The 21,579-nt window shown below is 58.3% G+C and carries 27 protein-coding genes; 13 read left to right on the forward strand and 14 right to left on the reverse strand.

Annotated elements, in window-relative coordinates; genetic code table 11:
- Positions 1-47: 47 nt before the first annotated feature.
- Entirely contained in the window at positions 48-857 is an 810-nt protein-coding gene (locus RMR21_RS00765; RefSeq protein ID WP_498670198.1) for an alpha/beta hydrolase, read from the reverse strand.
- 186 nt (positions 858-1,043) lie between these two features.
- On the opposite strand from RMR21_RS00765, the gene infC reads away from it, so the two are divergent.
- From infC to pheT, 8 genes are all read left to right on the forward strand, one after another.
- Entirely contained in the window at positions 1,044-1,580 is a 537-nt protein-coding gene (gene infC / locus RMR21_RS00770) for a translation initiation factor IF-3 (protein ID WP_174151947.1), read from the forward strand.
- A gap of 194 nt (positions 1,581-1,774) precedes the next feature.
- A complete protein-coding gene (gene rpmI / locus RMR21_RS00775) occupies positions 1,775-1,978 on the forward strand; it encodes a 50S ribosomal protein L35 (RefSeq protein WP_045230036.1) in 204 nt (67 codons plus the stop codon).
- Between the two features lie 39 nt (positions 1,979-2,017).
- The gene (gene rplT, locus RMR21_RS00780; protein ID WP_045230035.1) at positions 2,018-2,422 is read left to right on the forward strand and encodes a 50S ribosomal protein L20; all 405 of its coding nucleotides are present in this window, start codon (positions 2,018-2,020) and stop codon (positions 2,420-2,422) included.
- A gap of 102 nt (positions 2,423-2,524) precedes the next feature.
- The gene (locus tag RMR21_RS00785) at positions 2,525-3,406 is read left to right on the forward strand and encodes a lipopolysaccharide kinase InaA family protein (protein WP_498668849.1); all 882 of its coding nucleotides are present in this window, start codon (positions 2,525-2,527) and stop codon (positions 3,404-3,406) included.
- Positions 3,393-4,475 carry a phenylalanine--tRNA ligase subunit alpha gene (gene pheS / locus RMR21_RS00790; protein WP_498668850.1) on the forward strand — a complete coding sequence of 361 codons (1,083 nt, stop codon included), beginning with the start codon at positions 3,393-3,395 and terminating at the stop codon, positions 4,473-4,475. The genes RMR21_RS00785 and pheS overlap by 14 nt, the downstream gene beginning before the upstream one ends.
- A gap of 4 nt (positions 4,476-4,479) precedes the next feature.
- Positions 4,480-4,707, forward strand: a complete 228-nt coding sequence (locus tag RMR21_RS00795) for a DUF4160 domain-containing protein (RefSeq protein ID WP_498668851.1) — start codon at positions 4,480-4,482, stop codon at positions 4,705-4,707.
- Complete coding sequence (locus RMR21_RS00800) at positions 4,704-4,982, forward strand: DUF2442 domain-containing protein (protein ID WP_498668852.1); 279 nt, start codon at positions 4,704-4,706, stop codon at positions 4,980-4,982. Before RMR21_RS00795 ends, RMR21_RS00800 begins: the two co-directional genes overlap by 4 nt.
- Before the next feature lie 58 nt (positions 4,983-5,040).
- The gene (gene pheT, locus RMR21_RS00805) at positions 5,041-7,464 is read left to right on the forward strand and encodes a phenylalanine--tRNA ligase subunit beta (protein ID WP_498668853.1); all 2,424 of its coding nucleotides are present in this window, start codon (positions 5,041-5,043) and stop codon (positions 7,462-7,464) included.
- Positions 7,465-7,520: 56 nt separating this feature from the next.
- Here pheT and RMR21_RS00810 read toward each other — a convergent pair whose 3' ends face one another.
- Positions 7,521-8,522, reverse strand: a complete 1,002-nt coding sequence (locus RMR21_RS00810) for an aldo/keto reductase (RefSeq protein WP_498668854.1) — start codon at positions 8,520-8,522, stop codon at positions 7,521-7,523.
- Between the two features lie 116 nt (positions 8,523-8,638).
- Here RMR21_RS00810 and RMR21_RS00815 point away from each other — a divergent pair, with 116 nt between their 5' ends.
- Positions 8,639-9,529: a LysR family transcriptional regulator gene (locus tag RMR21_RS00815; protein WP_498668855.1), complete on the forward strand. Its 891-nt coding sequence runs from the start codon at positions 8,639-8,641 to the stop codon at positions 9,527-9,529.
- A 48-nt stretch (positions 9,530-9,577) separates the two neighbouring features.
- Here the strand turns inward: RMR21_RS00815 and RMR21_RS00820 are convergent, their stop codons facing one another.
- The 4 genes from RMR21_RS00820 to RMR21_RS00835 form a co-directional block, all read right to left on the reverse strand.
- The gene (locus RMR21_RS00820; protein ID WP_498668856.1) at positions 9,578-10,021 is read right to left on the reverse strand and encodes a GNAT family N-acetyltransferase; all 444 of its coding nucleotides are present in this window, start codon (positions 10,019-10,021) and stop codon (positions 9,578-9,580) included.
- On the reverse strand, positions 10,022-10,957 hold the full coding sequence (locus RMR21_RS00825) for an aldo/keto reductase (RefSeq protein WP_498668857.1): 936 nt from the start codon (positions 10,955-10,957) through the stop codon (positions 10,022-10,024).
- Between the two features lie 111 nt (positions 10,958-11,068).
- Positions 11,069-12,058 (reverse strand): GlxA family transcriptional regulator, encoded by a 990-nt coding sequence (locus RMR21_RS00830; protein WP_498670199.1) that lies wholly within the window; start codon positions 12,056-12,058, stop codon positions 11,069-11,071.
- Between the two features lie 2 nt (positions 12,059-12,060).
- A complete protein-coding gene (locus RMR21_RS00835; RefSeq protein ID WP_498668858.1) occupies positions 12,061-12,621 on the reverse strand; it encodes an isochorismatase family protein in 561 nt (186 codons plus the stop codon).
- A 182-nt stretch (positions 12,622-12,803) separates the two neighbouring features.
- Between RMR21_RS00835 and RMR21_RS00840 the strand changes: the two genes are divergently transcribed.
- Positions 12,804-13,790, forward strand: coding sequence for a Gfo/Idh/MocA family protein (locus RMR21_RS00840; protein WP_498668859.1), 987 nt, complete (start codon positions 12,804-12,806; stop codon positions 13,788-13,790).
- 75 nt (positions 13,791-13,865) lie between these two features.
- Here the strand turns inward: RMR21_RS00840 and RMR21_RS00845 are convergent.
- Positions 13,866-14,620 (reverse strand): IS5 family transposase gene (locus tag RMR21_RS00845; protein ID WP_498668860.1). Its coding sequence is split into 2 segments (ribosomal slippage): positions 13,866-14,290 and positions 14,290-14,620, totalling 756 coding nucleotides; the frame shifts between segments, so codons are not numbered across the junction.
- A gap of 238 nt (positions 14,621-14,858) precedes the next feature.
- Positions 14,859-15,089, reverse strand: coding sequence for a hypothetical protein (locus RMR21_RS00850; protein ID WP_498668861.1), 231 nt, complete (start codon positions 15,087-15,089; stop codon positions 14,859-14,861).
- Positions 15,090-15,285: 196 nt separating this feature from the next.
- On the opposite strand from RMR21_RS00850, the gene xseA reads away from it, so the two are divergent.
- The gene (xseA, locus tag RMR21_RS00855; RefSeq protein ID WP_498670200.1) at positions 15,286-16,884 is read left to right on the forward strand and encodes an exodeoxyribonuclease VII large subunit; all 1,599 of its coding nucleotides are present in this window, start codon (positions 15,286-15,288) and stop codon (positions 16,882-16,884) included.
- Between the two features lie 15 nt (positions 16,885-16,899).
- Here xseA and RMR21_RS00860 read toward each other — a convergent pair whose 3' ends face one another.
- Positions 16,900-17,400: a MarR family winged helix-turn-helix transcriptional regulator gene (locus tag RMR21_RS00860; RefSeq protein ID WP_498668862.1), complete on the reverse strand. Its 501-nt coding sequence runs from the start codon at positions 17,398-17,400 to the stop codon at positions 16,900-16,902.
- A gap of 81 nt (positions 17,401-17,481) precedes the next feature.
- Here RMR21_RS00860 and RMR21_RS00865 point away from each other — a divergent pair, with 81 nt between their 5' ends.
- A complete protein-coding gene (locus tag RMR21_RS00865) occupies positions 17,482-18,345 on the forward strand; it encodes an EamA family transporter (protein ID WP_498668863.1) in 864 nt (287 codons plus the stop codon).
- Positions 18,346-18,351: 6 nt separating this feature from the next.
- Here the strand turns inward: RMR21_RS00865 and RMR21_RS00870 are convergent, their stop codons facing one another.
- From RMR21_RS00870 to RMR21_RS00880, 3 genes are all read right to left on the reverse strand, one after another.
- Positions 18,352-19,590 carry an aminopeptidase gene (locus RMR21_RS00870; protein WP_498668864.1) on the reverse strand — a complete coding sequence of 413 codons (1,239 nt, stop codon included), beginning with the start codon at positions 19,588-19,590 and terminating at the stop codon, positions 18,352-18,354.
- Positions 19,591-19,662: 72 nt separating this feature from the next.
- The gene (ybaK, locus tag RMR21_RS00875) at positions 19,663-20,139 is read right to left on the reverse strand and encodes a Cys-tRNA(Pro) deacylase (protein ID WP_498668865.1); all 477 of its coding nucleotides are present in this window, start codon (positions 20,137-20,139) and stop codon (positions 19,663-19,665) included.
- Between the two features lie 9 nt (positions 20,140-20,148).
- Positions 20,149-20,496, reverse strand: coding sequence for an ArsC family reductase (locus tag RMR21_RS00880; protein WP_498668867.1), 348 nt, complete (start codon positions 20,494-20,496; stop codon positions 20,149-20,151).
- Between the two features lie 197 nt (positions 20,497-20,693).
- Here RMR21_RS00880 and RMR21_RS00885 point away from each other — a divergent pair, with 197 nt between their 5' ends.
- Positions 20,694-20,861, forward strand: a complete 168-nt coding sequence (locus RMR21_RS00885; protein WP_498668868.1) for a hypothetical protein — start codon at positions 20,694-20,696, stop codon at positions 20,859-20,861.
- Between the two features lie 51 nt (positions 20,862-20,912).
- Here the strand turns inward: RMR21_RS00885 and RMR21_RS00890 are convergent, their stop codons facing one another.
- Positions 20,913-21,302: a type II toxin-antitoxin system VapC family toxin gene (locus tag RMR21_RS00890; RefSeq protein WP_498668869.1), complete on the reverse strand. Its 390-nt coding sequence runs from the start codon at positions 21,300-21,302 to the stop codon at positions 20,913-20,915.
- Positions 21,289-21,564, reverse strand: a complete 276-nt coding sequence (locus tag RMR21_RS00895; protein ID WP_498668870.1) for an AbrB/MazE/SpoVT family DNA-binding domain-containing protein — start codon at positions 21,562-21,564, stop codon at positions 21,289-21,291. Before RMR21_RS00895 ends, RMR21_RS00890 begins: the two co-directional genes overlap by 14 nt.
- Positions 21,565-21,579: the final 15 nt, after the last annotated feature.

Consider the following 21,579-nt stretch of genomic DNA (forward strand, 5'->3'; position numbering starts at 1 on the left):
GTGTCAATCGGAACTCAACGTCCATGAACGTAAGATGAATAATATGGTTAAGACCGTGACCCGTTTGCCGACACAGCAAGGCTTTTGACCGCCGCCAGCATGCGTTCGATGTCCTGCGGACGCGACAGCCGATGGTCGCCGTCGCGGATAAGGCTGAGCACCACATCGTCGGCGGGCAGGTGCTCGAGCAATTTCAGGGCATGCCTGTAGGGCACGTCGTCGTCTTTCATGCCCTGGAGAATATGAACCGGACATCCCGTTTCGATGATGCCGTGCAGCACCAGGTTGTTGCGCCCATCCTCGATCAGGTCGCGGGTGAAGATGTTTGGCTCTGAACTGTATTCGGACGGCTCCTCGAAGTAACCGCGCTCGCGAAGCGAGGCTTTTTCCGCATCCGAAAGATTGGGTTCGATCAGTTCGGCGGTAAAGTCCGGTGCCGGGGCGATCAGCAATAGGCCTGACGCGTGCGGGCCGGTCTTGTCCTTACGCAGTTCATTGATCAACCTCAGTGCGATCCAGCCGCCCATCGACGACCCGACCACGACGATGCGTTTTGGTGCCTTGTGGCGCAACACGGCGATGGTTTCTTCCAGCCAGCGCGAAATCGTACCCTTGTTGAAATCGCCCTTCGACGCGCCGTGACCGGAATAATCCAGGCGAATGCAGGCCAAGCCATGCTCTGCGGCAAAGCGGTCCAGCTCGACAGCCTTGGTGCCGGTCATGTCGGAGCGATAGCCGCCAAGCCACACCAGGGTTGGAGCATCGTCATCGTCTCGCGCTTCACGGGAAAGAAGCGCGATCTCGCGTGTGTCGCCTGCTACGCCGACAGTAATGAACTCGATGGGTTGCTCGGTCATCATGGTGTTATTCTCCTGAAATTTGCCCTTCATGTAGTGCAAATTCTGAAAAAGCACGACAGGAGGTGATTTTTTTGCGCAGGCGTGCTATTGACTTCGCGGCGGCATTCACGACATTTCCGCCATTTGCACCGACAAGCTGGTTTTTGCCGACGCGATCCCGAAACAGATCAGGAGAATACGACCATTCGCAGACCGTTCAAAGCCGATGCCCCCGTCAAAGAGGGCCCGCGCTCCAACAGGGAAATTCGAATTCCCAAGATTCAGCTGATTGATGAAGAAGGCCAGAACCTTGGCGTCATGGCGACGGACGAGGCTTTGAAGATGGCGGAAGACGCCGGTCTCGATCTCGTCGAGATTTCGCCGAACGCCGAACCTCCGGTATGCAAGATTCTCGATCTCGGCAAGCTGAAATATTCGTCTCAGAAAAAGGCGGCCGAAGCGCGCAAGAAGCAGAAGATCGTTGAGGTCAAGGAAATCAAGATGCGTCCCAACATCGACACCCACGATTACGAGGTGAAGATGAAGGCGATGAACCGTTTCTTTGACGAGGGCGACAAGGTGAAAGTGACGCTGAAGTTCCGTGGCCGCGAAATGGCCCACCAGGAACTTGGTATGAAGCTTCTGCTGCAGGTCAAGGAAGACACCGTGGCCATTGCCAAGGTCGAAGCCGAACCAAAGCTCGAGGGACGTCAGATGATGATGGTCCTGGCGCCAAAATAAACCGGAAGCGTCTGAATTTCGGGCGCTTTGATCACCGCGCAGGGGAATTTCTCATTCCCCGTTGCTCTTTTCCGTGAACGCGGTTATAGGAGCGCGTCCGAACGGTCCGGCAGGGCATGCCGTGGCCGTTCTAGAATAGCTTGAAAGCAGGCTTCGTCTGCCTGTTTTTCGATACAAAATAATGGAGTAGCAAAATGCCCAAGATGAAGACGAAGTCCGCCGCTAAAAAGCGGTTCAAGATCACAGGCACCGGCAAGGTTCTCGCAGCCGCCGCCGGTAAGCGCCACGGCATGATCAAGCGTTCCAACAAGTTCATTCGCGACGCGCGCGGAACCATGGTTCTGGCCGAAGCTGACGCCAAGAAGGTCGTCAAGAACTATCTGCCGAACGGTCTCTAAGACTTTTCCGCACTTTTGGACATTTAAGGAGATCATGACATGGCACGCGTAAAACGTGGCGTAACTTCCCGCGCCAAGCACACCAAGACACTCAAGGCAGCCAAGGGCTTCTACGGCCGCCGCAAGAACACCATCCGCGCAGCCAAGGCTGCTGTGGACCGTTCCAAACAATACGCCTACCGCGACCGCAAGGTCAACAAGCGCAACTTCCGCGCTCTGTGGATCCAGCGCATCAATGCGGCTGTTCGCGAATTCGGCCTGACCTACGGCCGCTTCATCGACGGCCTGAACAAGGCTGGGATCGAAGTCGACCGCAAGGTTCTGTCCGACATGGCAATCCATGAGCCAGCAGCATTCGGCGTTCTCGTCGACAGCGCCAAGAAGGCTCTTGAGTACCTCAAGGACGCAGGCACCACCAACGAATTTGAAACCGCTGTAAAGTAATTACGGCGCGGACAATGTGTTGTTCATTTGAAGCCCGCGCCGGTCTCCGGCGCGGGCTTCTGTCTTGTCACGAAGGCACTCTCTCAATCGGTGCAGATTATCATGATCCAAACGGCAGACGATCAGGCGACACGTGACGGCTTCCGCGTTCATCTGGAGGACGAGGACATCTCGGCTTTGATGCAAACGCTGCTTGCGAGCAAAAAACGTGTGCAGCAGGTCAAGCTGTCGTCCGGCACGGTCTGGATCAAGCGTCAGGGCACGGAAAAACCGTCCTGGTGGGTCAAATCGCTCGGCGTTCTCGCCAAGCTTCTACCCTATGCCTTCATGCGGCCCTCACCGACGCTCGATCCCACCAGCATGATGCGCCGCGAGATCGACGCCATGGAGCGCTTTGCGGCCAAGGGTTTCCCCGTTCCACAGATCATCTACGCGTCCGATACGGCCATGGTTCTTTCCGATGCCGGTCTGACCATCGCCCAGCGGTTGGATCGGCTGGAGGATGCGCCGGCGGAACATGACGCGCTCATGGTGGAGTGCGCCGCCGCGCTTGGTGATTTGCACACGGCCGGTCTGTGTCACGGCCGCCCGCATGTGCGGGACTTCTTCATGCAGGACGGGCGCATCGGCTTCATGGATTTCGAGGAGTTGCCGCAGTCGGTCATGCCGCTGGAAACCGCCCAGGCGCGGGATCTGTGGCTGCTGTTTCTGCCGCTTTCAACGCGTGTCTTGAACGGAGAGCCGACGCTGGATGCGGCCTACCGGGCCTGGGCTGCGCGTGCCCCGCAGGCGGCCATTTCAGAATTGCGTCGCCTGACCATGATTCTGGGGCGTTTTTTGCCGCTTGCCCGGTTGATTGGCCGCGTACAGATGGGTAGTGATCTGCGACGCTTTATCGTGGCCACCGACTTTTTGATGAATGCCCTCAAACTCGATGCCATAGAGACCGATGCTGGCAAGGCAGGACAGAATGACCGAACTTGATACCTTGAAATCCCAACTGATCTCCGACATTGCCGCAGCATCGGATGAACCCGCCATCGAGGCCGTGCGCGTTTCGGCACTCGGCAAGAAAGGTTCGGTTTCCGAGCTTTTGAAAACGCTGGGCTCGATGACGCCGGAAGAGCGCCAAACCCGTGGTGCCGCCATCAACCAGCTCAAGACCGAAGTGACGGACCTGATCACTACCCGCAAGAGCGAATTGAAGGACGCCGCCATCACAGCGCGGCTGAAAGCGGAAACGCTGGATATCAGCCTGCCGGTTCGCCAGTCTCCGGCAGAGCGCGGCCGCATTCACCCGATCAGCCAGATCGTCGATGAAATCACCGCCATTTTTGCCGATATGGGTTTTTCCATCGCCGAAGGCCCGGACATCGAGACCGACTACTATAATTTCACGGCGCTCAATTTTCCGGAGGGACATCCGGCCCGCGAAATGCACGATACGTTTTTCTTCCCGCCCAACGAAAACGGCGAACGCAAGGTGCTGCGCACGCACACCTCGCCGGTGCAGATCCGAACGATGGAAGCGCAGAAGCCACCGATCCGCATCGTCATTCCCGGCAAGACCTACCGTCAGGACAGTGACGCTACGCACTCGCCGATGTTCCATCAGGTCGAAGGTCTGGTCATCGACAAGAAATCCCATGTCGGCAATCTGCGCTGGATACTGGAAGAGTTCTGCAAGACCTTCTTCGAGGTCGATAGCGTCGTCATGCGCTTCCGCCCGTCGTTCTTCCCCTTCACGGAGCCAAGCTTCGAGGTAGATATCCAGTGCGACCGCTCCGGCCCCATCGTCAAGTTCGGCGAAGGCAAGGACTGGATGGAAATCCTCGGCTGCGGCATGGTGCACCCCAATGTGCTGCGCGCTGGCGGGCTGGACCCGGATGAATATCAGGGCTTTGCCTGGGGCATGGGCCTCGACCGCATCGCCATGCTGAAATACGGCATGCCCGACCTGCGCGACTTCTTCAACGCCGACGTCCGCTGGATGAATCACTACGGCTTCCGCCCGCTCGACATGCCGACGCTGTTTGGTGGTTTGAGCACTTAAGAATATGCCGACCGTCCTTCGCAAATATGGCTTCCGTTTCCATTTCTACTCAGGCGATGGGCATGAGCCGCCTCACATCCACGTGGATGGAGCGGATGGCGAAGCGAAGGTATGGCTGGCGAATGTCGAACTGGCGCAATCGAAGGGCTTCAATCAGCGCGATATCGCCCGTATAATCGAGACGGTTCAAGAGCACAGAGCACAGAGAGCAGATGGTGGAGGCGTGGCATGACTATTTCGGATGACGCATACCCCGAAAGCAACCGCCCGGTGGAGGCATGGTGCGATCTGCACGAGGTCCATGTCCGGCTGGCCGACGGCAGACACGTGTCGACTCCCCTCTGGTGGTATCCACGCTTGCTGGCCGCAAGCCCCGCCCAACGCAATACCGTCGAGTTGATGCTTTCCGGTGTGCATTGGCCTGAAGTGGACGAAGACCTTTCCGTGGATGGAATGCTGAAGGGCCGCAAGGCACCCAACGCCAAAGCGCCACAGGAAGCTGCATAAAGCTGAAGCGGCAGACCGTTCGACCAGAAGAGACAAATACCGTTAAGGACGCATAGACATGAAATTCACACTCTCTTGGCTGAAAGAGCATCTCGAAACCGATGCCTCTCTGGAAAAGATTTGCGAACGCCTCACGGCCATCGGTCTCGAAGTCGAGGACGTGGATGACAAGGCGGCGTACCAGCCTTTCGTCATCGCGAAGATTCTGACCGCTGAAAAGCATCCTGAAGCCGACCGTCTCAAGGTGCTGTCCGTGGATGCGGGGGATGGCAAACCGGTGCAGATCGTGTGCGGTGCGCCCAATGCGCGCGCCGGTCTTATCGGCGCGCTGGCACGTCCGGGCGTGTATGTTCCGGGCATCGACGTGACGCTTGCCGTCGGCAAGATCCGTGGCGTCGAAAGTCATGGCATGATGTGCTCCGAAAAGGAGCTCGACATGTCCGATAGCCATGATGGCATCATCGATCTTCCCGAAGATGCGCCGGTCGGTACGTCGTTCGCGGCCTATGCAGGTTTGGATGATCCTGTCATCGAGATCAACCTGACGCCGAACCGTCCCGATTGCACCTCGATCTATGGCATCGCGCGCGATCTTGCCGCATCGGGGTTGGGCAAGCTCAAGACCAAGCCAGCACCAAGCTTCAAGGTCGACGGCGTAACACCTGTGGATGTGACTCTGGATCTGGATGATGCAGCACTTTGCCCCGGCTTTTCACTGCGCATCGTGCGCGGCGTGAAAAATGGCCCCAGCCCGAAATGGATGCAGCAGCGCCTGATCGCCATCGGGCTGCGCCCCATCAATGCGCTGGTGGATATCACCAACTACATGACGTTCGATCAGGGTCGCCCGATGCACGTCTTCGATGCGGCCAAGGTGAAGGGTAACCTCACGGTGCGTCGCGCCGAGGAAGGCGAGACCATTCTGGCGCTGGACCAGCGCGAATACAAGCTTGGACCCAACAACGTGGTCATCGCCGATGATAACGGCCTCGAATCCATTGGCGGCGTCATGGGCGGCGAGCATTCCGGTTGTGACGAAAACACCACGGATGTGCTGATCGAATCTGCCCTGTGGGACCCGATCAACATTGCCAAGACAGGCCGCGCGCACGGCATCATCACCGATGCCCGCTATCGTTTTGAGCGCGGCATCGACCCCCAATATATGCTTCCGGGTCTGGAGCGCACCACGGAACTGGTTCTCGAATTGTGCGGTGGCACGGCAGGCGAAGCCAAGATCGTTGGCTACAAGGGCTTTGAGCCGAAATTTGTCGATTTCCCGCTGTCGGAAGTCAAGCGCCTGACCGGTCTGGAGGTTTCCGCCGAAGAAAGTCTTGATATTCTCAAGGGTCTTGGTTTCGGCGTGGAAGGGTCCGGCGAGCGCGTCCGCGTTGCGGTGCCGTCATGGCGTCCGGATGTGGATGGCAAGGCGGATCTGGTGGAAGAGGTCATGCGCATTCATGGCGTTGACAATATCAAGCCGGAGCCGCTGGAAAACCTCGGCGCGGTCAATGGCCGTATTCTCACCACGCTGCAAATCCGCACCCGTACGGCGCGGCGCGCACTGGCAAGCCGTGGCATGCTGGAAGCGGTCACATGGTCCTTCATTCCAGAAGCGCAGGCCAAGCTTTTCGGCGGCGGCGCACCAGCGCTGAAACTGGCCAACCCCATCGCTGCCGATATGTCGGACATGCGGCCTTCGCTGCTGCCTGGTCTTTTGACCGCGGCGCAGCGCAATGCCGACAAGGGCCATGGTGACGTGGCTGTTTTCGAAGTGTCCGGCACTTATGAAGGCGATACGCCGGAAGCCCAGCGTCGCGTGGCCGGTGGCATTCGCCGTGGCACGGCATCGCTGTCCGGTTCGGGCCGCATGTGGTCCAACGCGGCCAAGGGCGGCGGCAAGCCGGTGGATGTTTACGATGCCAAGGCCGATGCGCTGGCGGTTATCGAAGCCTGCGGCCTGCCGATGGGCAATGTCCAGATCGAAGCGGGCGCACCTGGCTGGTATCATCCGGGCCGTTCCGGCACCATCAAGATGGGACCGAAGGTCATTCTGGGCTATTTCGGCGAATTCCACCCGAAGACACTGTCCGAACTGGACGTCTCCGGCGTTTACGCTGGATTCGAAATCTATCTCGACGCAATGCCCGAGCCGAAAAAGAAAGCCACGCGCACCAAACCGGCGCTGGACCTGTCGCCGTTCCAGACCGTGAAACGCGACTTCGCCTTCGTGGTGGACAAGAGCGTTGAAGCCGGTGCCATCATCAAGGCGGCAACGAGTGCCGACCGCAAGCTGGTGACAGGCGTCAACGTGTTCGACGTGTTCGAAGGCGCGTCCGTCGGCGAAAACAAGAAATCCATCGCCATCGAAGTCCAGATCCAGCCGGTCGACAAGACCCTGACGGATGAGGATTTCGAAGCGCTGACCGCCAAGATCGTCGGCAATGTCGAGAAATCAACGGGCGGTGTTCTCAGGGCTTAAATAATTGTTATGATTGAAAAAAGGCCGCGGAAACAGTCTTCCGCGGCTTTTGGCATTTAGCGGTTTGCCATCGCCGCCATCTGTTCCGGGTACCGCCCGCCCGAGACCTTTGCAGGTGACAGCAGATCGCCGAGCTTCTGGGCTTCCTCTGCGCTCAAAGAAACATTGGCAGCAGCCACGTTCTTTTCCAGGTTCGCGATTTTGGTGGTGCCGGGAATGGGGACGATGAAATCGCCCTGTGCCATGACCCAGGCTAGCGCCAGTTGTCCGGCCTCGATGCCTTTTTGTGCCGCCATATCTTCCAGCAGCGTGATGAGTGCCAGATTGGCGTCAAAGTTTTCGGCTTGAAAACGGGGCAGCGAACGGCGGAAATCCGTGTCCGAGAGACCGTCGAGGTTTTTCAGCGCGCCGGTTAGTACTCCGCGACCGAGTGGGCTGAAGGGCACGAAACCGATGCCGAGCTCGCGGCAGGTGTCGAGCACACCATTTTGTTCGACATCGCGCGTCCACAGCGAATATTCGCTTTGAAGGGCGGTGATGGGATGGGTGGCATGCGCCTTCCGAATGGTTGCCGCATTGGCTTCCGACAAGCCCAGATGACGGATCTTTCCTGCCTGTACCAGTTCTGCCATCGCACCGACTGTCTCTTCAATCGGCACATTCGGATCGACACGGTGCTGGTAGAACAGGTCGATGACCTCGACGCCCAAGCGCTTGAGCGAGGCTTCGGCAGCAGCATGAACATTTTCCGGGCGGCTGTCGGTGCCGACCATCATCTGCCCTGATGGCTTGCTGGCATCGATCCTGAAACCGAACTTGGTGGCGATCGTCACCTTGTCGCGGAAGGGTTTCAGGCCTTTCCCGACGAGCACTTCATTGGTGTAAGGGCCGTAAACCTCTGCCGTGTCGAAGAAGGTTACGCCCAGTTCCACTGCGCGGTGAAGTGTCGCGATTGATCCGCTTTCGTCGGCCGAGGGGCTGTAGGCATGGCTCATGCCCATGCAGCCGAGGCCCAGTGCCGATACGGAGAGATTGTCTCCGAGAATTCTGTTTTGCATCTGTCTGCCTTCCATAAGGAGCCGCCTGTCCGTGCAGGCGTGATGGCACAATAGCGCTACAAGGCGGCAAAAATAATCGCTGCAAATGCGCGCGGGTTGTTCTATTATTTAGAACAATGAACCGCATACAGCTTTCCCAACTGGCCGTTTTGGCCGCCGTCGCAGAGGGCCGCAGCTTCCGAAAGGCAGCGGCAGAGCTCGGCATTGCACCCTCTGCCGTCAGCCACGCGGTGTCTGCGCTGGAGGCGAGCCTCGGCATGCGTCTGCTTCACCGCACCACGCGCAGCGTCTCTCCCACGGAAGAGGGCAGGCGTCTCCTTGAAACACTGGCCCCCGCCCTGGCCGATATCGATGCGGTGATTGTCGCACTTGCAGAACAGGGTGGACGTCCCGCCGGACCGCTGCGCATCACCATGCCGCGTCTGGCGGCAGAAGATCTGATCGTGCCGAGACTTGGCGAATTTCTGCGCCTTTACCCGGATATTTCACTCGAAATTTCCACCGATGACCGGTTCGAGGATATCGTTGCCAAGGGGTTCGATGCGGGTTTGCGGCTGGGTGAAAATCTGGAGGCTGATATGATTGCGGTGCGCGCCAGCGCCGCATGGCGCGGTGCAATCGTCGGTTCGCCCGCCTATTTTGAACATCACTCCCTTCCGCAACATCCGCGAGACCTGATGCGACACCGCTGCATCCGGCGCCGTTTTTCAAGCGGTCTGATCTATCGCTGGGAGCTGGAGAAAGACGGCAAGCCGCTTGTCGTGGATGTGCAGGGACCTCTCATTCTCACCGACCAGAGCCTTATTCGGGCAGCAACCATCGACGGGGCAGGTCTCGCCTTCGTGTTCGAGCAACGCGTTGAGGATGATGTGCAGCACGGCAGATTGATCAGAGTGCTGGAAGACTGGTGTGCGCCGTTTGACGGCTTTTACATTTATTACCCCTCGCGCCAGCAGATGCGGCCAGCGCTCAGGGCGTTCGTGGATTTCTTTCGGTTCAGGGGGTAGCGGTGTTGTCGGGTGCCTTGCCACACCCACCACCACCGCTAAGCCACGTCAGAACTTGATGCGGTACCGGATGTGGCCGTCACTCTCCATATAGCTGTCATAAAGCTTGCGGGCGCGCGCATTGTCCTGGTTGGTGTGCCAGTACAGGCGCGACCACCCCTTGTCCTCGCAGATGGAAATCAGATCATCGATCAATGCACGGCCAATCCCCTTGCCACGAATGGTCTCGTCAATGAAAAGGTCTTCCAGATAGCAATCGGGCGTCTTGACCCAGGTGGAGTCGTGGAAATGGTGGATGGCAAAGCCGACCAGCGTTCCATCCAGAACAGCAAGGCGGGCGGAAACGCGGGAGGTCGGATCGATGATCCTCTCCCATGTGTGGGCGGTCACATCCTCAACCAGATCGACGCTGTAAAATGCCAGATAGTCGTTCCACAGCTTTAGCCAATCCGCCCGGTGATCCGGGCGGGCGTCATGAATTGTCAGGCTCATTTATGCGCCAGCCTTGTCGAGGATCGAGACCATCTCGTCCGTCAGTTTCAGGTTGACGGCGCGCTTGAAGCTTTCGAGCTGCGAAAGGCTGGTGGCGCTGGCAATCGGTGCGGTGACGGTCTTCTTGCGCAGCAGCCAGGCAAGCGCGATGTCGGCAAGCTTTGCACCGGTTTCGGCAGCAATCGTGTCCATGGCACCGAGAACGGCAAGGCCGCGCGTGTTGACGTAATCGCCGACGCGGTAGGAGCGCGCGACACCTTCCGTATCCGCCTTGCTGCGGTATTTGCCGGTCAGAAATCCTGCAGCAAGGCTGTAGTAATTGATGACGCCGATATCTTCCTTCTGGGTCAGTTCGGCAAGCGGTCCTTCAAATCTCTCACGGGTGTAGAGATTGTATTCCGGCTGCACGACATCGAAGCGCGCCAGTCCGGTCTTGGCCGATATATCGAGTGCCGCTTGCAGGTCCGGTGCGTCATAGTTGGAGCAGCCGATGGCGCGGACCTTGCCCTGTTCCTTCAACTTGGTGAAAGCGCCGAGCGTTTCTTCGATGGGTGTCTCTGCGTCCGGCTTGTGCGCCAGATAAAGATCGATGTAATCCGTTTGCAGACGCCGCAGCGATGCTTCGACCGCATCCGCGATGCGCTCTGCTTTGAGGCCTTTGTCATATCCAACCTTGGAAACGATGATGGCCTTGTCACGCGCAACGCCGCCGCGCTTCAGCCATTTGCCGATGATGGTCTCGGACTCGCCGCCCTGATGGCCATCGACCCATGCGGAATAAACATCGGCGGTGTCGATGGTGTTGAAGCCTGCATCGAAAAACGCATCCAGCAAATTGAAGGATGTGTTCTCATCTGCCGTCCAGCCGAAGACGTTTCCGCCAAAGACGATCGGGGCGATGGAAAGGCCGGTCCGGCCAAGCGCGCGTTTCTCCATGGATGATACTCCCTGTTTTTTCTGATGTGTCGTGACATTAGCAATCACATGGCCGCTTAACCATTGAATTTCCTTGATGGTTGGCCGCCACTTGCGTGATGGAAACGACGCTCAGGATGAAAGGGTTCGGTAAAAACTGGGCGGCTGTTCGTGATGTTGCTGCCAGACACGGCGCAGATGCCGGGCAGAAGCAAAGCCGGAGCGTTCGGCCACAGCCTCCATGTCGAGCCTCGAATGCACGAGAATATCGCGCGCAAGGTTGACGCGCATCAGGTTGATGTAATCCACCACACTGACCCCGGTATGGTCGCGAAACAGCCGCGACAGGTGCCGTTCGCTTAAGCCAGCCGCTTTGGCAATCCTGGCCAGCGACCAGTCGGCGGCAGGATCGGCGACGATGGCGTCCTGGGCCTTGTGGACGGAGGGGTGAATGTGGTTGCGGCCAGAAAGCCAGGGTGAGATCTGTGGATCATTCGCCGCGCGCCTGACATAGATGACCATGATCTGGGCAATCCGCGCGGCAATCACGGGGCTCGTGAGGGACGATACCATGTGCAGCAGAAGATCGATGCCGGTGGAAATCCCCGCACTCGAAAAGCGCATGCGATCCTCCACGAACAGTCGGTTGTCCAGCACATGCGCCAAAGGTGCCAGCCGTCGCAATTCGGCGATACAGTCTGCATGGGTGGTGCATTGATGACCATCGAAGACACCGGCTTCTGCGGCAATCAGCGCGCCGGAGCAGATGGACACGATCGTCGTGTCGTCTCGCACAACCCGGCGTAGCCAATCTGCGAGAACACGCCTTTCCCGCCCCGCGCCTGCTTGCGTCGTTTCCAGCAAAGAGCCGCCGGAAATCAACACCATGGCATGAGGGGACAGGGCATCTGGCAAGGCCTCCAGCCCGGCCAGCGCGAGACCGATGGTCGTCGTCTGTGTGTGGTTCGCGGCGACATATCGGCAATCGAACCGGACAGCATCCTGCTCCTGGTTGGCATAACGCAGAACCTCCACAGGTCCGGCAACATCCAGCAGCAGCGTTTGCGGCGGCAAGACCACGAAGACCGGGATGATCAGGGTCTGGGTGCCGACACCACTCATGGTCATGAAGCTTCTTGTCGTGGCCGCAACGCTTCGTCCACTGTCACGATCCGTGCGAAGCGTCCGGAAAGGACCAGTTCGGTGCGCATGGCGATATCCGCCGCTGAAAAGACCTTGCCGGACGCATGTGTCATCGGGAACGTCAAAGTGGCCTCGGTTACGAAATCGACCGTATAACCAAGATCAGAACCCTGGCGTGTGGTGGTTTCGCAGCATTGTTCGGTGCGAATGCCCGAGACGATCAGGCGGTTGATGCCGTTTTGCGTCAACCAGACATCGAGGCCCGTACCGACGAACGCCGAATGGCGGTTCTTGCGAAAGGTCACGGTCGGCCGGATACGAAGACCCTCCAGCGCGCGAACGAAACCACTGTCCTCGCTAAAGGCCCGGTCGCCATCGACATGAAAAATCTGGACGATCGGCATGCCAGCCGCTTCTGCGTCATCGATCAGCTTTTGCTGGGCAACAAGATAGGTCGATACGTGGACCTCATCGAAATAGGGGGCATGCCGGAAGGATTCCTGCACATCAATAACCAGCAGTGCTGTCTGTGAATGGGACATTTTCTGTATCTCCAATTTCTAATTATTGCAGTATTTCCTATTGTCTAATAGGCTGAAAGTACACATTGGGCCGAATGAAGGACATTTTCAGCCATTATGATAGCTGTTGTGTCCTCAGGTGTCGAACGGTTGCGTGTCTGCAATGCCATGCTAAGGTGCCGGCTATCACAGTGGAGGCACGCATGTTACGTTTCGGAATTTTGTCGACGGCGAAGATCGGTCGTGAGCTCGTTATCCCGGCTATTCAGGATGCGGAAAACGCCGTCGTCACTGCCATTGCCAGCCGTGATTTCAACAAGGCCCGACAACTGGCAGACCGCTTCTCCGTGCCGCATGCTTTCGGGTCCTATGAGGAAATGCTGGCCTCCGACGTTATCGACGCCGTCTACATCCCACTGCCCACCGCCCAGCATGTGGAGTGGTCGATCAAGGCTGCCGACGCAGGCAAGCATGTTCTCTGCGAAAAGCCGATTGCGCTGAAGGCGGACGAGATCGACAGCCTCATTGCCGCGCGGGACCGCAACCGGGTGCTGATTTCGGAAGCCTATATGGTGACCTATGCACCGGTGTGGCTGAAGGTGCGTGAGTTGCTGGCCTCCGGCGCCATCGGTACACTGAAACACGTGCAGGGCTCCTTCACCTACTTCAACCGTGATCCCGGAAACATGCGCAACATTCCAGAACTGGGCGGTGGCGCGCTTCCCGATATCGGTGTCTACCCAACCATCACCACCCGCTTTGCGACGGGCAAAGAGCCGAAGCGCGTTCAGGCCGTGGTCGAGCGCGACCCAGAATTCGGCACCGATTTCTATGCCAGCGTCAAAGCGGATTTTGGCGATTTCGAGCTGAGCTTCTACATTTCCACCCAGCTTGCTGGTCGCCAGCTGATGGTTTTGCATGGCACCGAAGGCTATATCGAGGTCAAGTCACCCTTCAATGCCGACCGCTGGGGTGCTGAGGAGGTCGAACTCACCAACCAGAACCACGGCCAGTCGCAGGTTTTCCGTTTTCAGGACAGCCGCCAGTACAGGCGCGAGATCGAGGCCTTCGCAACAGCGGCAAGCGGCGGAAAAGCTGAGGTTGTTTCATTGGAAAGCTCCAGAAGCAGCCAGCGCTTCATCGACGCGATCTATCGCGCGGCTGAAAAGGACGGTTGGGAGACGGTCTAATCCGGCGCATGACCATCGCAAGCCGTTTTTGCCGGTTTCATTCCGCGTCGAGCGCGTAAGCACTAGGCTCCAGACTCAATTAATCCACCATGTAACGATAGCGGCGATGTAGCATGTTGCCGCGAAGTTGATCATGAGCTTGTCGTATCGTGTTGCAACACGCCTCCAATCCTTGAGACGGCAGAATGTGCGCTCGATGATGTTTCGTCGTCTGTAGGCGATCGGGTCGAAGGGCTTGATCCGCTTTCGGGTTGGATTGTTTGGAATGACGGGTTCAGTGCCGCGCGTTGTCAGGAAGTCGCGCAAAGCGTCGCTGTCGTAAGCCGTATCTGCGGCGCAGAGCCGCGTCGGTGGCAAAGGTTCGAGCAGCGGAATGGCAACGGGTGCGTCCCCGCGTTGCCCAGGCGTTATTCGCAACGCGATTGGACGGCCGCAACCATCGACAACAGCATGGATTTTTGTCGATCTGCCGCCTCGCGAGTGACCGATGGCTTCGGCATCTGCCCCCCTTTTCCGCCAGCGGCTGAACGGTGTGCTTTTGCGGTGGTGCTGTCGATCATATGGATATCCCGATCGGTGGTTTGCACCAAGGCTTCAAACAGTCTTCGCCATATCCCTTTTGCAGACCAGCGATGGAAGCGATTGTAGACGGTTGTTGAGGGGCCGTAGCAGGCCGGACAATCCTGCCATCGGCAGCCGGATCGCAAGACGTGAATGATCCCGCTTATGATCCGGCGATCATCGGTGCGATGAGCGCCAGGCTGGTTGGTGGGAAGCATTGGCGCAATCACTGCCCATTGGTGGTCATCAAGCCAAAATTCTCCGGCCATGGTCAAACACTCCCGCTTTTGCGGCAAGTGAATCATGTAGAGATAATATAATCAATAGATTGATTGGGTTTCGACCCTAGGGCAGGGCCGGGATAAGCCGAAGCCAAGGCAGATTAGCGGGGTAAGCAACCGCTCATACCTACTCTGGCTAACCGATGGGCAAGCCAACGCGCGGGACCAAACGTCACTTTTCAAATGAATGAAAGGACGTTCAGCGACACCCCAAGCACACAAGGCTTCAAACGGGGCGCAGTCCCCGCATCGCAAGCGTGGCGCCGAAGCCTGTTGCAATTCCGACATTATACCCTGCCAGAGCGACCAGAAGCGCTATAAATTGAACGCCGGATGCAGAGACCAAGGCCGCCACCGCAAAGGCGACAACAATCATAATGCCAGTGGCTGCAATGGCGGTCACCGAGCGCAAAGCAAGCGCAGCAATGCCAAGTGAGAGTCCAAGAACAAATACCATGATGCCGCTCCTCCTCCAGAGGGCCTGAGGAAAGGCACCGTCATCCTCAAAGACCCGTATTCTCCTCCGTATATGCACGTCCAACTGCCAAAATAGCAGATTGTTGCAATTTTGTGAAATTTAATCGGCAGAAAATTGTCAAATCCGCGTCATCAAGCCGGTTTGCGAATCGCCAGACATGGCGGTAGTAAAGGGCATGAGCGACATTTTCAGCCAGCCTCTCACCAATCTCGCGGAGTTTTCCGTTTCGGAGCTTTCCGGCTCCATCAAACGTACCGTTGAGACCGCCTTTGATCAGGTGCGCGTGCGGGGCGAGATTTCCGGCTATCGTGGCCAGCACACGTCGGGCCATGCCTATTTCTCGCTGAAGGACGATCGCGCCCGCATCGATGCCGTCATCTGGAAGGGCAGTTTCTCCAAGCTGAAATTCCGCCCGGAAGAGGGTATGGAGGTCATCGCCACCGGCAAGATCACGACCTTCCCCGGCTCATCCAAATACCAGATCGTCATCGAGAGCCTGGAGCCTGCCGGTGCTGGCGCGCTGATGGCGCTTCTGGAAGAGCGTCGCCGCAAACTGGCCACCGAAGGCCTGTTCGATCTGGCCCGCAAGCGCCGTCTGCCCTATATGCCAAGGGTCATCGGTGTCGTCACATCGCCGACAGGCGCCGTCATCCGTGATATTCTGCACCGCATCTCCGATCGCTTCCCCGTGCATGTGCTGGTCTGGCCGGTGAAAGTGCAGGGCGAAGGCTCCGGCGAAGAGGTTGCCAACGCGATCAGAGGCTTCAACGCGCTGGAGATTGGCGGCGATATTCCGCGCCCCGACGTGCTGATCGTGGCGCGTGGCGGCGGTAGCCTGGAGGATCTCTGGAGCTTCAACGACGAAATCGTCGTACGTGCTGCGGCCGAGAGCCAGATCCCGTTGATCTCTGCCGTCGGCCATGAAACCGATACGACACTGATCGACCACGCCGCCGATGTGCGCGCGCCGACGCCGACAGGTGCCGCCGAAATGGCCGTGCCTGTTCGGGCGGATCTGGAGGCGCAGCTTTCGGGCCTGTCCGCCCGGCTTTCCGGCTCCATGTCCCGGCAGATGGACAATCGCCGCCAGGGCGTGCGGGCACTGGTGCGGGCACTCCCTTCCATCGATCAGTTGCTCGCGCTGCCACGTCGTCGCTTCGATGAAGCTGCCAGCGGGCTGGGTCGCGGACTGGAGTTGAACACCCTCAACAAGCGCCGCAGTTTCGAGCGCACTGCTTCGGGTCTTCGCCCGGATGTGCTGGCCCATGGCCTCAAACAACAACGTCAGCGTATTCAGGAGCGCATGCAGCGGGCCGAAAGTCTGGTCGAGCGCCGCTTGCTGCAGGCGCAATCGCGTGTGTCCTCGTCGGACTCCTCCCTGCGTGCCCTGCCAGCCCGGCTTCTCGGCCAGCTGGAGCGCCAAAAGGAAAGGGTGTCCAGTGCCGCCCGTCGCACCGATACCGCCGTTCTGCACCGCATGGCGCAAAATCGCTCCGGCATCGCCGCCCATGATCGTATTCTACAGTCGCTGTCCTACAAGAATGTACTGAAACGCGGTTACGCCGTCATTCGCGATGAGGACAACAATCCGCTGACCCGTGCGGCCGCCGTCATGCCAGGTGCGATGGTATCGATGGAATTTGCCGACGGTCGCGTTTCAGCGGTTGCCACGGGCGAGGGAGTGGCGACAGAAGACGGCGTTGCATCCGCGCCGAAGAAAAAAACCACGAAGGCGCCGATATCGGGTCCGGCTGGTCAGGGCAGCCTGTTTTAGTCGGTCGTTGCCGCCTCACTCAAGACGGGCGAGGAACGTTTTCAGCAGGCGATTGAACTCGGCTTTGTCGTTTTCGCTGATGGCGGCGAGCAGCCTGTGCTGGTTTGCCACATGCGCCTTCACCGCCGCGTCCACCGTCGCAAACCCTTTTTCCGTCAAGGTAATCAATACACTCCGTCGGTCATCGGGATTGTTGATCCGCTCCACCAGCCCTGCTTTTTCCAACTGGTCGATGCGGTTTGTCATGGTGCCTGAACTGACCATGGTCATTTCAAGCAATTCGCCGGGCGAAAGCCGGTAGGGTGCGCCTGCGCGCCGCAGGGTTGCCATCACATCGAAAGCTGAAGAAGACAATCCATGTTGCAGCAGAACGGCCTCGACCTCGCGGCCGAGATGGGTGGCCAGACGGTGCAGACGGCCCATGATGCCCATGGGTGCGACATCCAGGTCAGGCCGTTCCCGTCCCCATTGGGCCAGAATGGCATCGACATGATCAGCTTCGTTTTTTTCACTCATGGACGAAAGATATCAGCAGGTCTCTTGACGTCAAGATAAATGTCGATACCTTAAATTTATCTTGATATAGAGATTCTTGAAATGAAGAAATATACGTGCAACATCTCCGACGTTGCCTTGACGGCAATCGCCCCAGCCATTTGGGGGAGTACCTACTTCGTCACGACCCAGTTTTTGCCCTATGGCTACCCCATGCACGTTGCCATGTTGCGTGCCCTGCCGGCGGGCCTGCTGTTGCTGCTGTTTGTTCGCAGGCTACCGTTCGGCATCTGGTGGGGCCGGGCCTTTTTTCTGGGTGGGCTGAACTTCGCTGTCTTCTGGGCCATGCTGTTCGTCGCTGCCTACCGTCTGCCCGGCGGCGTGGCAGCCACTGTGGGCGCGGTCCAGCCTCTGATCGTTATCGCGCTATCGCGGGTGTTTCTTGCCCGTCCCATTCGCGCCATGGCAATCGCCGCCGGCATCATCGGCATGGCAGGCGTGGCATTCTTGGTGGTGACACCACATGCGGCGTTGGACCCCGTTGGGATTGCAGCTGCTCTTGCCGGTGCGGTCTCCATGGCCTTCGGTACGGTCTTGACGCGCAAATGGCAGCCGCCGGTCTCCAGTCTGACATTTACGGCGTGGCAACTCACGGCGGGCGGCCTCCTGCTCGTGCCGGTCGCCTGGTGTCTGGAGCCCGCTTTGCCCACACTCAGCGCGGCGAACATTCTGGGCCTGGCATATCTCGGCTTGATCGGCGCCGCCTTTACCTACCTCCTGTGGTTTCGTGGCCTTTCGCGCATCGAGCCATCGGTGGCGGCATCACTCGGCTTCCTAAGCCCCGTGACAGCGACACTTCTGGGCTGGCTGGCGCTCGGACAAAGCCTTGCGCCAGCGCAGATCGCCGGTTTTGTCATGGTGCTGTCCAGCGTGTGGCTCAGTCAGAAAAGTCAGGCGCCACGCTAGACATCGTCAGGCCCACTCGCCCTTGCGCATCACGGGTACCGCGGTGCCATCTTCTCTGACGCCATCGATATCCACCTTGTCGGAGCCGATCATCCAGTCGATGTGGATGAGGCTGGAATTGCCACCCTGCGCCTTGATCTGATCCTGCGTGAGCGAAGCGCCATCGACGAAGCACTTGGAATAGCATTGACCCAGCGCGATGTGGCACGACGCATTTTCATCGAACAGCGTGTTGTAGAACAAGATGCCGCTGGCCGAGATGGGGGAGGAGTGCGGCACCAGGGCCACTTCGCCCAGACGCCGTGCGCCCTCATCCGTATCCAAAACCTTGTTCAGGACGGATTCGCCCTTGGACGCCTTGGCTTCCACGATGCGACCTGCCTCGAACTTGACCTGGATATCGTCGATCAACGTGCCCTGATGCGACAGCGGCTTGGTCGACGACACGTAGCCATCCACACGCAGCGCATGCGGCGTGGTGAAGACTTCTTCGGTCGGAATGTTGGGATTGCAGGTCACGCCATTCTTGGCGACAGAGGCACCACCATGCCATTCATGGCTGTCTGCGAGACCGATGGTCACATCCGTACCGGGTCCGGTGAAATGCAGGGCGGAGAACCGCTCTCCATTCAGCCACTTGGAGCGCTTGGCAAGGTTGGCATTGTGCTCCGCCCATGCCGCGACCGGATCGGCCAGATCGACACGCGACGCTGCAAAGATGGCATCGGCCAGCTTCTTCACGGCTTCGTCTTCTGGAATGCCGGGGAACACCTGTCTGGCCCAGGATGGGTTGGGGTAGGAGATGATGTTCCAGTTGATATCGAAGTTGGAGATCTTCTCAAGGGCTGGCTTGTAAGCGGTGGAATTGGCCTTGTTGGCACGTGCAACCTTGGCCGGGTCGGCATCGGCCAGCAGCATCGGGTTGTCGCCTGAGATCGCCAGACGAGCGGCACCATTGGCATAGGCCTTCGCCATGCCTTCATAGAGCCAGCCGGAGGCCCGGTCGAAATTGGCGTCGCTGGCATGGTTATAACGTGCCAGCGTCGTTTCCTCGTCGGAATAGAAAGCCGTCACCAGACCGCTGCCAGCCATATAGGCGTGCTTGGTCAAGAACCGCACCAGCGGTAGCGCCGCCAGCGGGGCCGTGATGACCAGATCCTGATCCTTCTGCAATTGCAGCCCGACCTTGATGGCAACTTCAGCCAGCTTTTCCAGTTTGACGGGATCGATGGGGGAGACTGTCATGATACGCCTTCACGTCTGTATTGCGAGGCGCAAAACATAGCCCATTCGCCGCGAAAGCCAACCGGCTTTCTGCTATTCGCTGACCAGAGAAACCGCCAGCGCCTTCAAAACCGCCTGTGCATCGCCAGGGGAAAGACGTACCTGCAAGCCTCGCTGCCCGCCATTCATGTAGACGAGATCATGGCGCATGGATTGCACCTCGATCGCCGTCGGCACCTGCTTTTTCTGGCCAAAGGGGCTGATCCCGCCGACATGATATCCCGTCGCGCGTTCGGCATCGGCTGGCTTCATCATCTGGGCGGATTTGCCGCCAAAAGCTGCCGCCAGCTTCTTCATGCTGACCTCGTGATCGGAGGGTACGACAACGCAGACAGCCTTGCCATCGACATCCGCCATCAGCGTCTTCAGCACCAGATGCGGTTCGGCACCGATGGCTTCTGCCGCCTGAAGGCCGATGCGTTCTGCATTCGGATCGTAGTCATAGGTCACGGTCGTAAACGTAATTCCAGCCTTGGACAGCACCTGGGTCGCGCGCGTGGTCTTCGACATGGGTGTCGCCTAACCGAAAAGTGCTTCATAGATTTCCGGCTTGAACCCCACAGTGATCTTGTCCTTGGCCTCCAGAATAGGGCGCTTGATCATGGATGGTTGCGCCAGCATCAGCGCGATTGCCTTGTCGCGATTCAGATCGGCTTTGTCGGCATCATCGATCTTCTTGAACGTTGTGCCTGCGCGGTTCAGCACCGTTTCCCAACCGGCGGCATCACACCACGCGTTGAGATGGGCAGCATCGATGCCAGCCGTTTTATAATCATGAAAGGCATAATCAACACCGCGCGCTTCCAGCCAGGTGCGGGCCTTTTTCATCGTGTCGCAATTCTTGATACCGTAGATGGTGATGGTCATTCTGCCTGCCTTTTGATGCTCACACACTGGCATATCAAAATATAAAGCCCATTCAAATAACGATGAGCCATGCAAGTTTGCGATAGCTGACATCCAAACGAGTTCCAGCTGCGGCGCATGGCTTGCCTGCTACATCAGGCGTTGTGCAAAACACTGTCCATGCCCATATTCTAAGCAACACACAAGGAGATAGAAACATGCGTAACGTTGCTAAGACATCCCGTAAGTTCTTCGGCGAGACTTTTGCCATTTTTGGTGCAGCCGTTGCCGTTTCTGCCGCAGTTCGCTCACACCGCAAGCCAGCCGGCGCAGACCTCGAAGCACTCGGCATCGACCGTTCTGCTTTCAACAAAGTTCAGCTCTAAGATTTGATTGTGTGTGACGAGGCGCATTTGCCTCGTCCTGGCGTGAGTTGATCAAGCCTCGCCAATCGCTTCATGCCCGGCGGCGCAAGCGGCTTTGATAAATCTGCGATCAAAGGTCACGAACCTTTCGCAATGGGCGGCTCGTGTTACGTGCAGGGCATCGCCAAAATCCACACCCTTTTGCGACAGATCGAGCGCGATGGCCACCGCGTCAGCGTCTTCCGTACTGACAGTCGGCAATCCACAAAAAGCACGCAGGGCATGGACAGTCTCGGTGCGGCTATAGTTATAGGCGCTGCGCAACACCCACTCGCTCTCGAGCAGCACAGTGACGGTCACGAAGACAGATTGCCCGTCGATGATTGAGCGGGCGCGCGGTGATTGTTCCGGGTGGTCGCCGGTCAAATAGCGAACCACGATATTGGTATCAATCGCGATCATGGCTGCGGCGTGCTTCGGCTAGAACGGCTTCATCCATTTCATCAAGTGTTTTCGGTTCTCCGCTGAACGGCAACATGCCGAACACGTCTTCGGCTTTGGTCTGCGCAAAGGCTGGCGCGCGCCTCAAAAGAACCCCCTCAGCCGTTTCCTCGACAATCAGACGCGTTCCCGCACCCCAGTCGCGATGCTGACGTATGGCCTTGGGAAGAATGACCTGCCCCTTTGTCGAGACTGTCGTGGTCAGTTTTTCAGTCTGCGGCATGCATCCCCCTCAAGT

Origin of the sequence: Agrobacterium sp. rho-8.1 (genome assembly GCF_033957725.1) — a bacterium.
In the GTDB taxonomy this organism is placed as follows: domain Bacteria; phylum Pseudomonadota; class Alphaproteobacteria; order Rhizobiales; family Rhizobiaceae; genus Agrobacterium.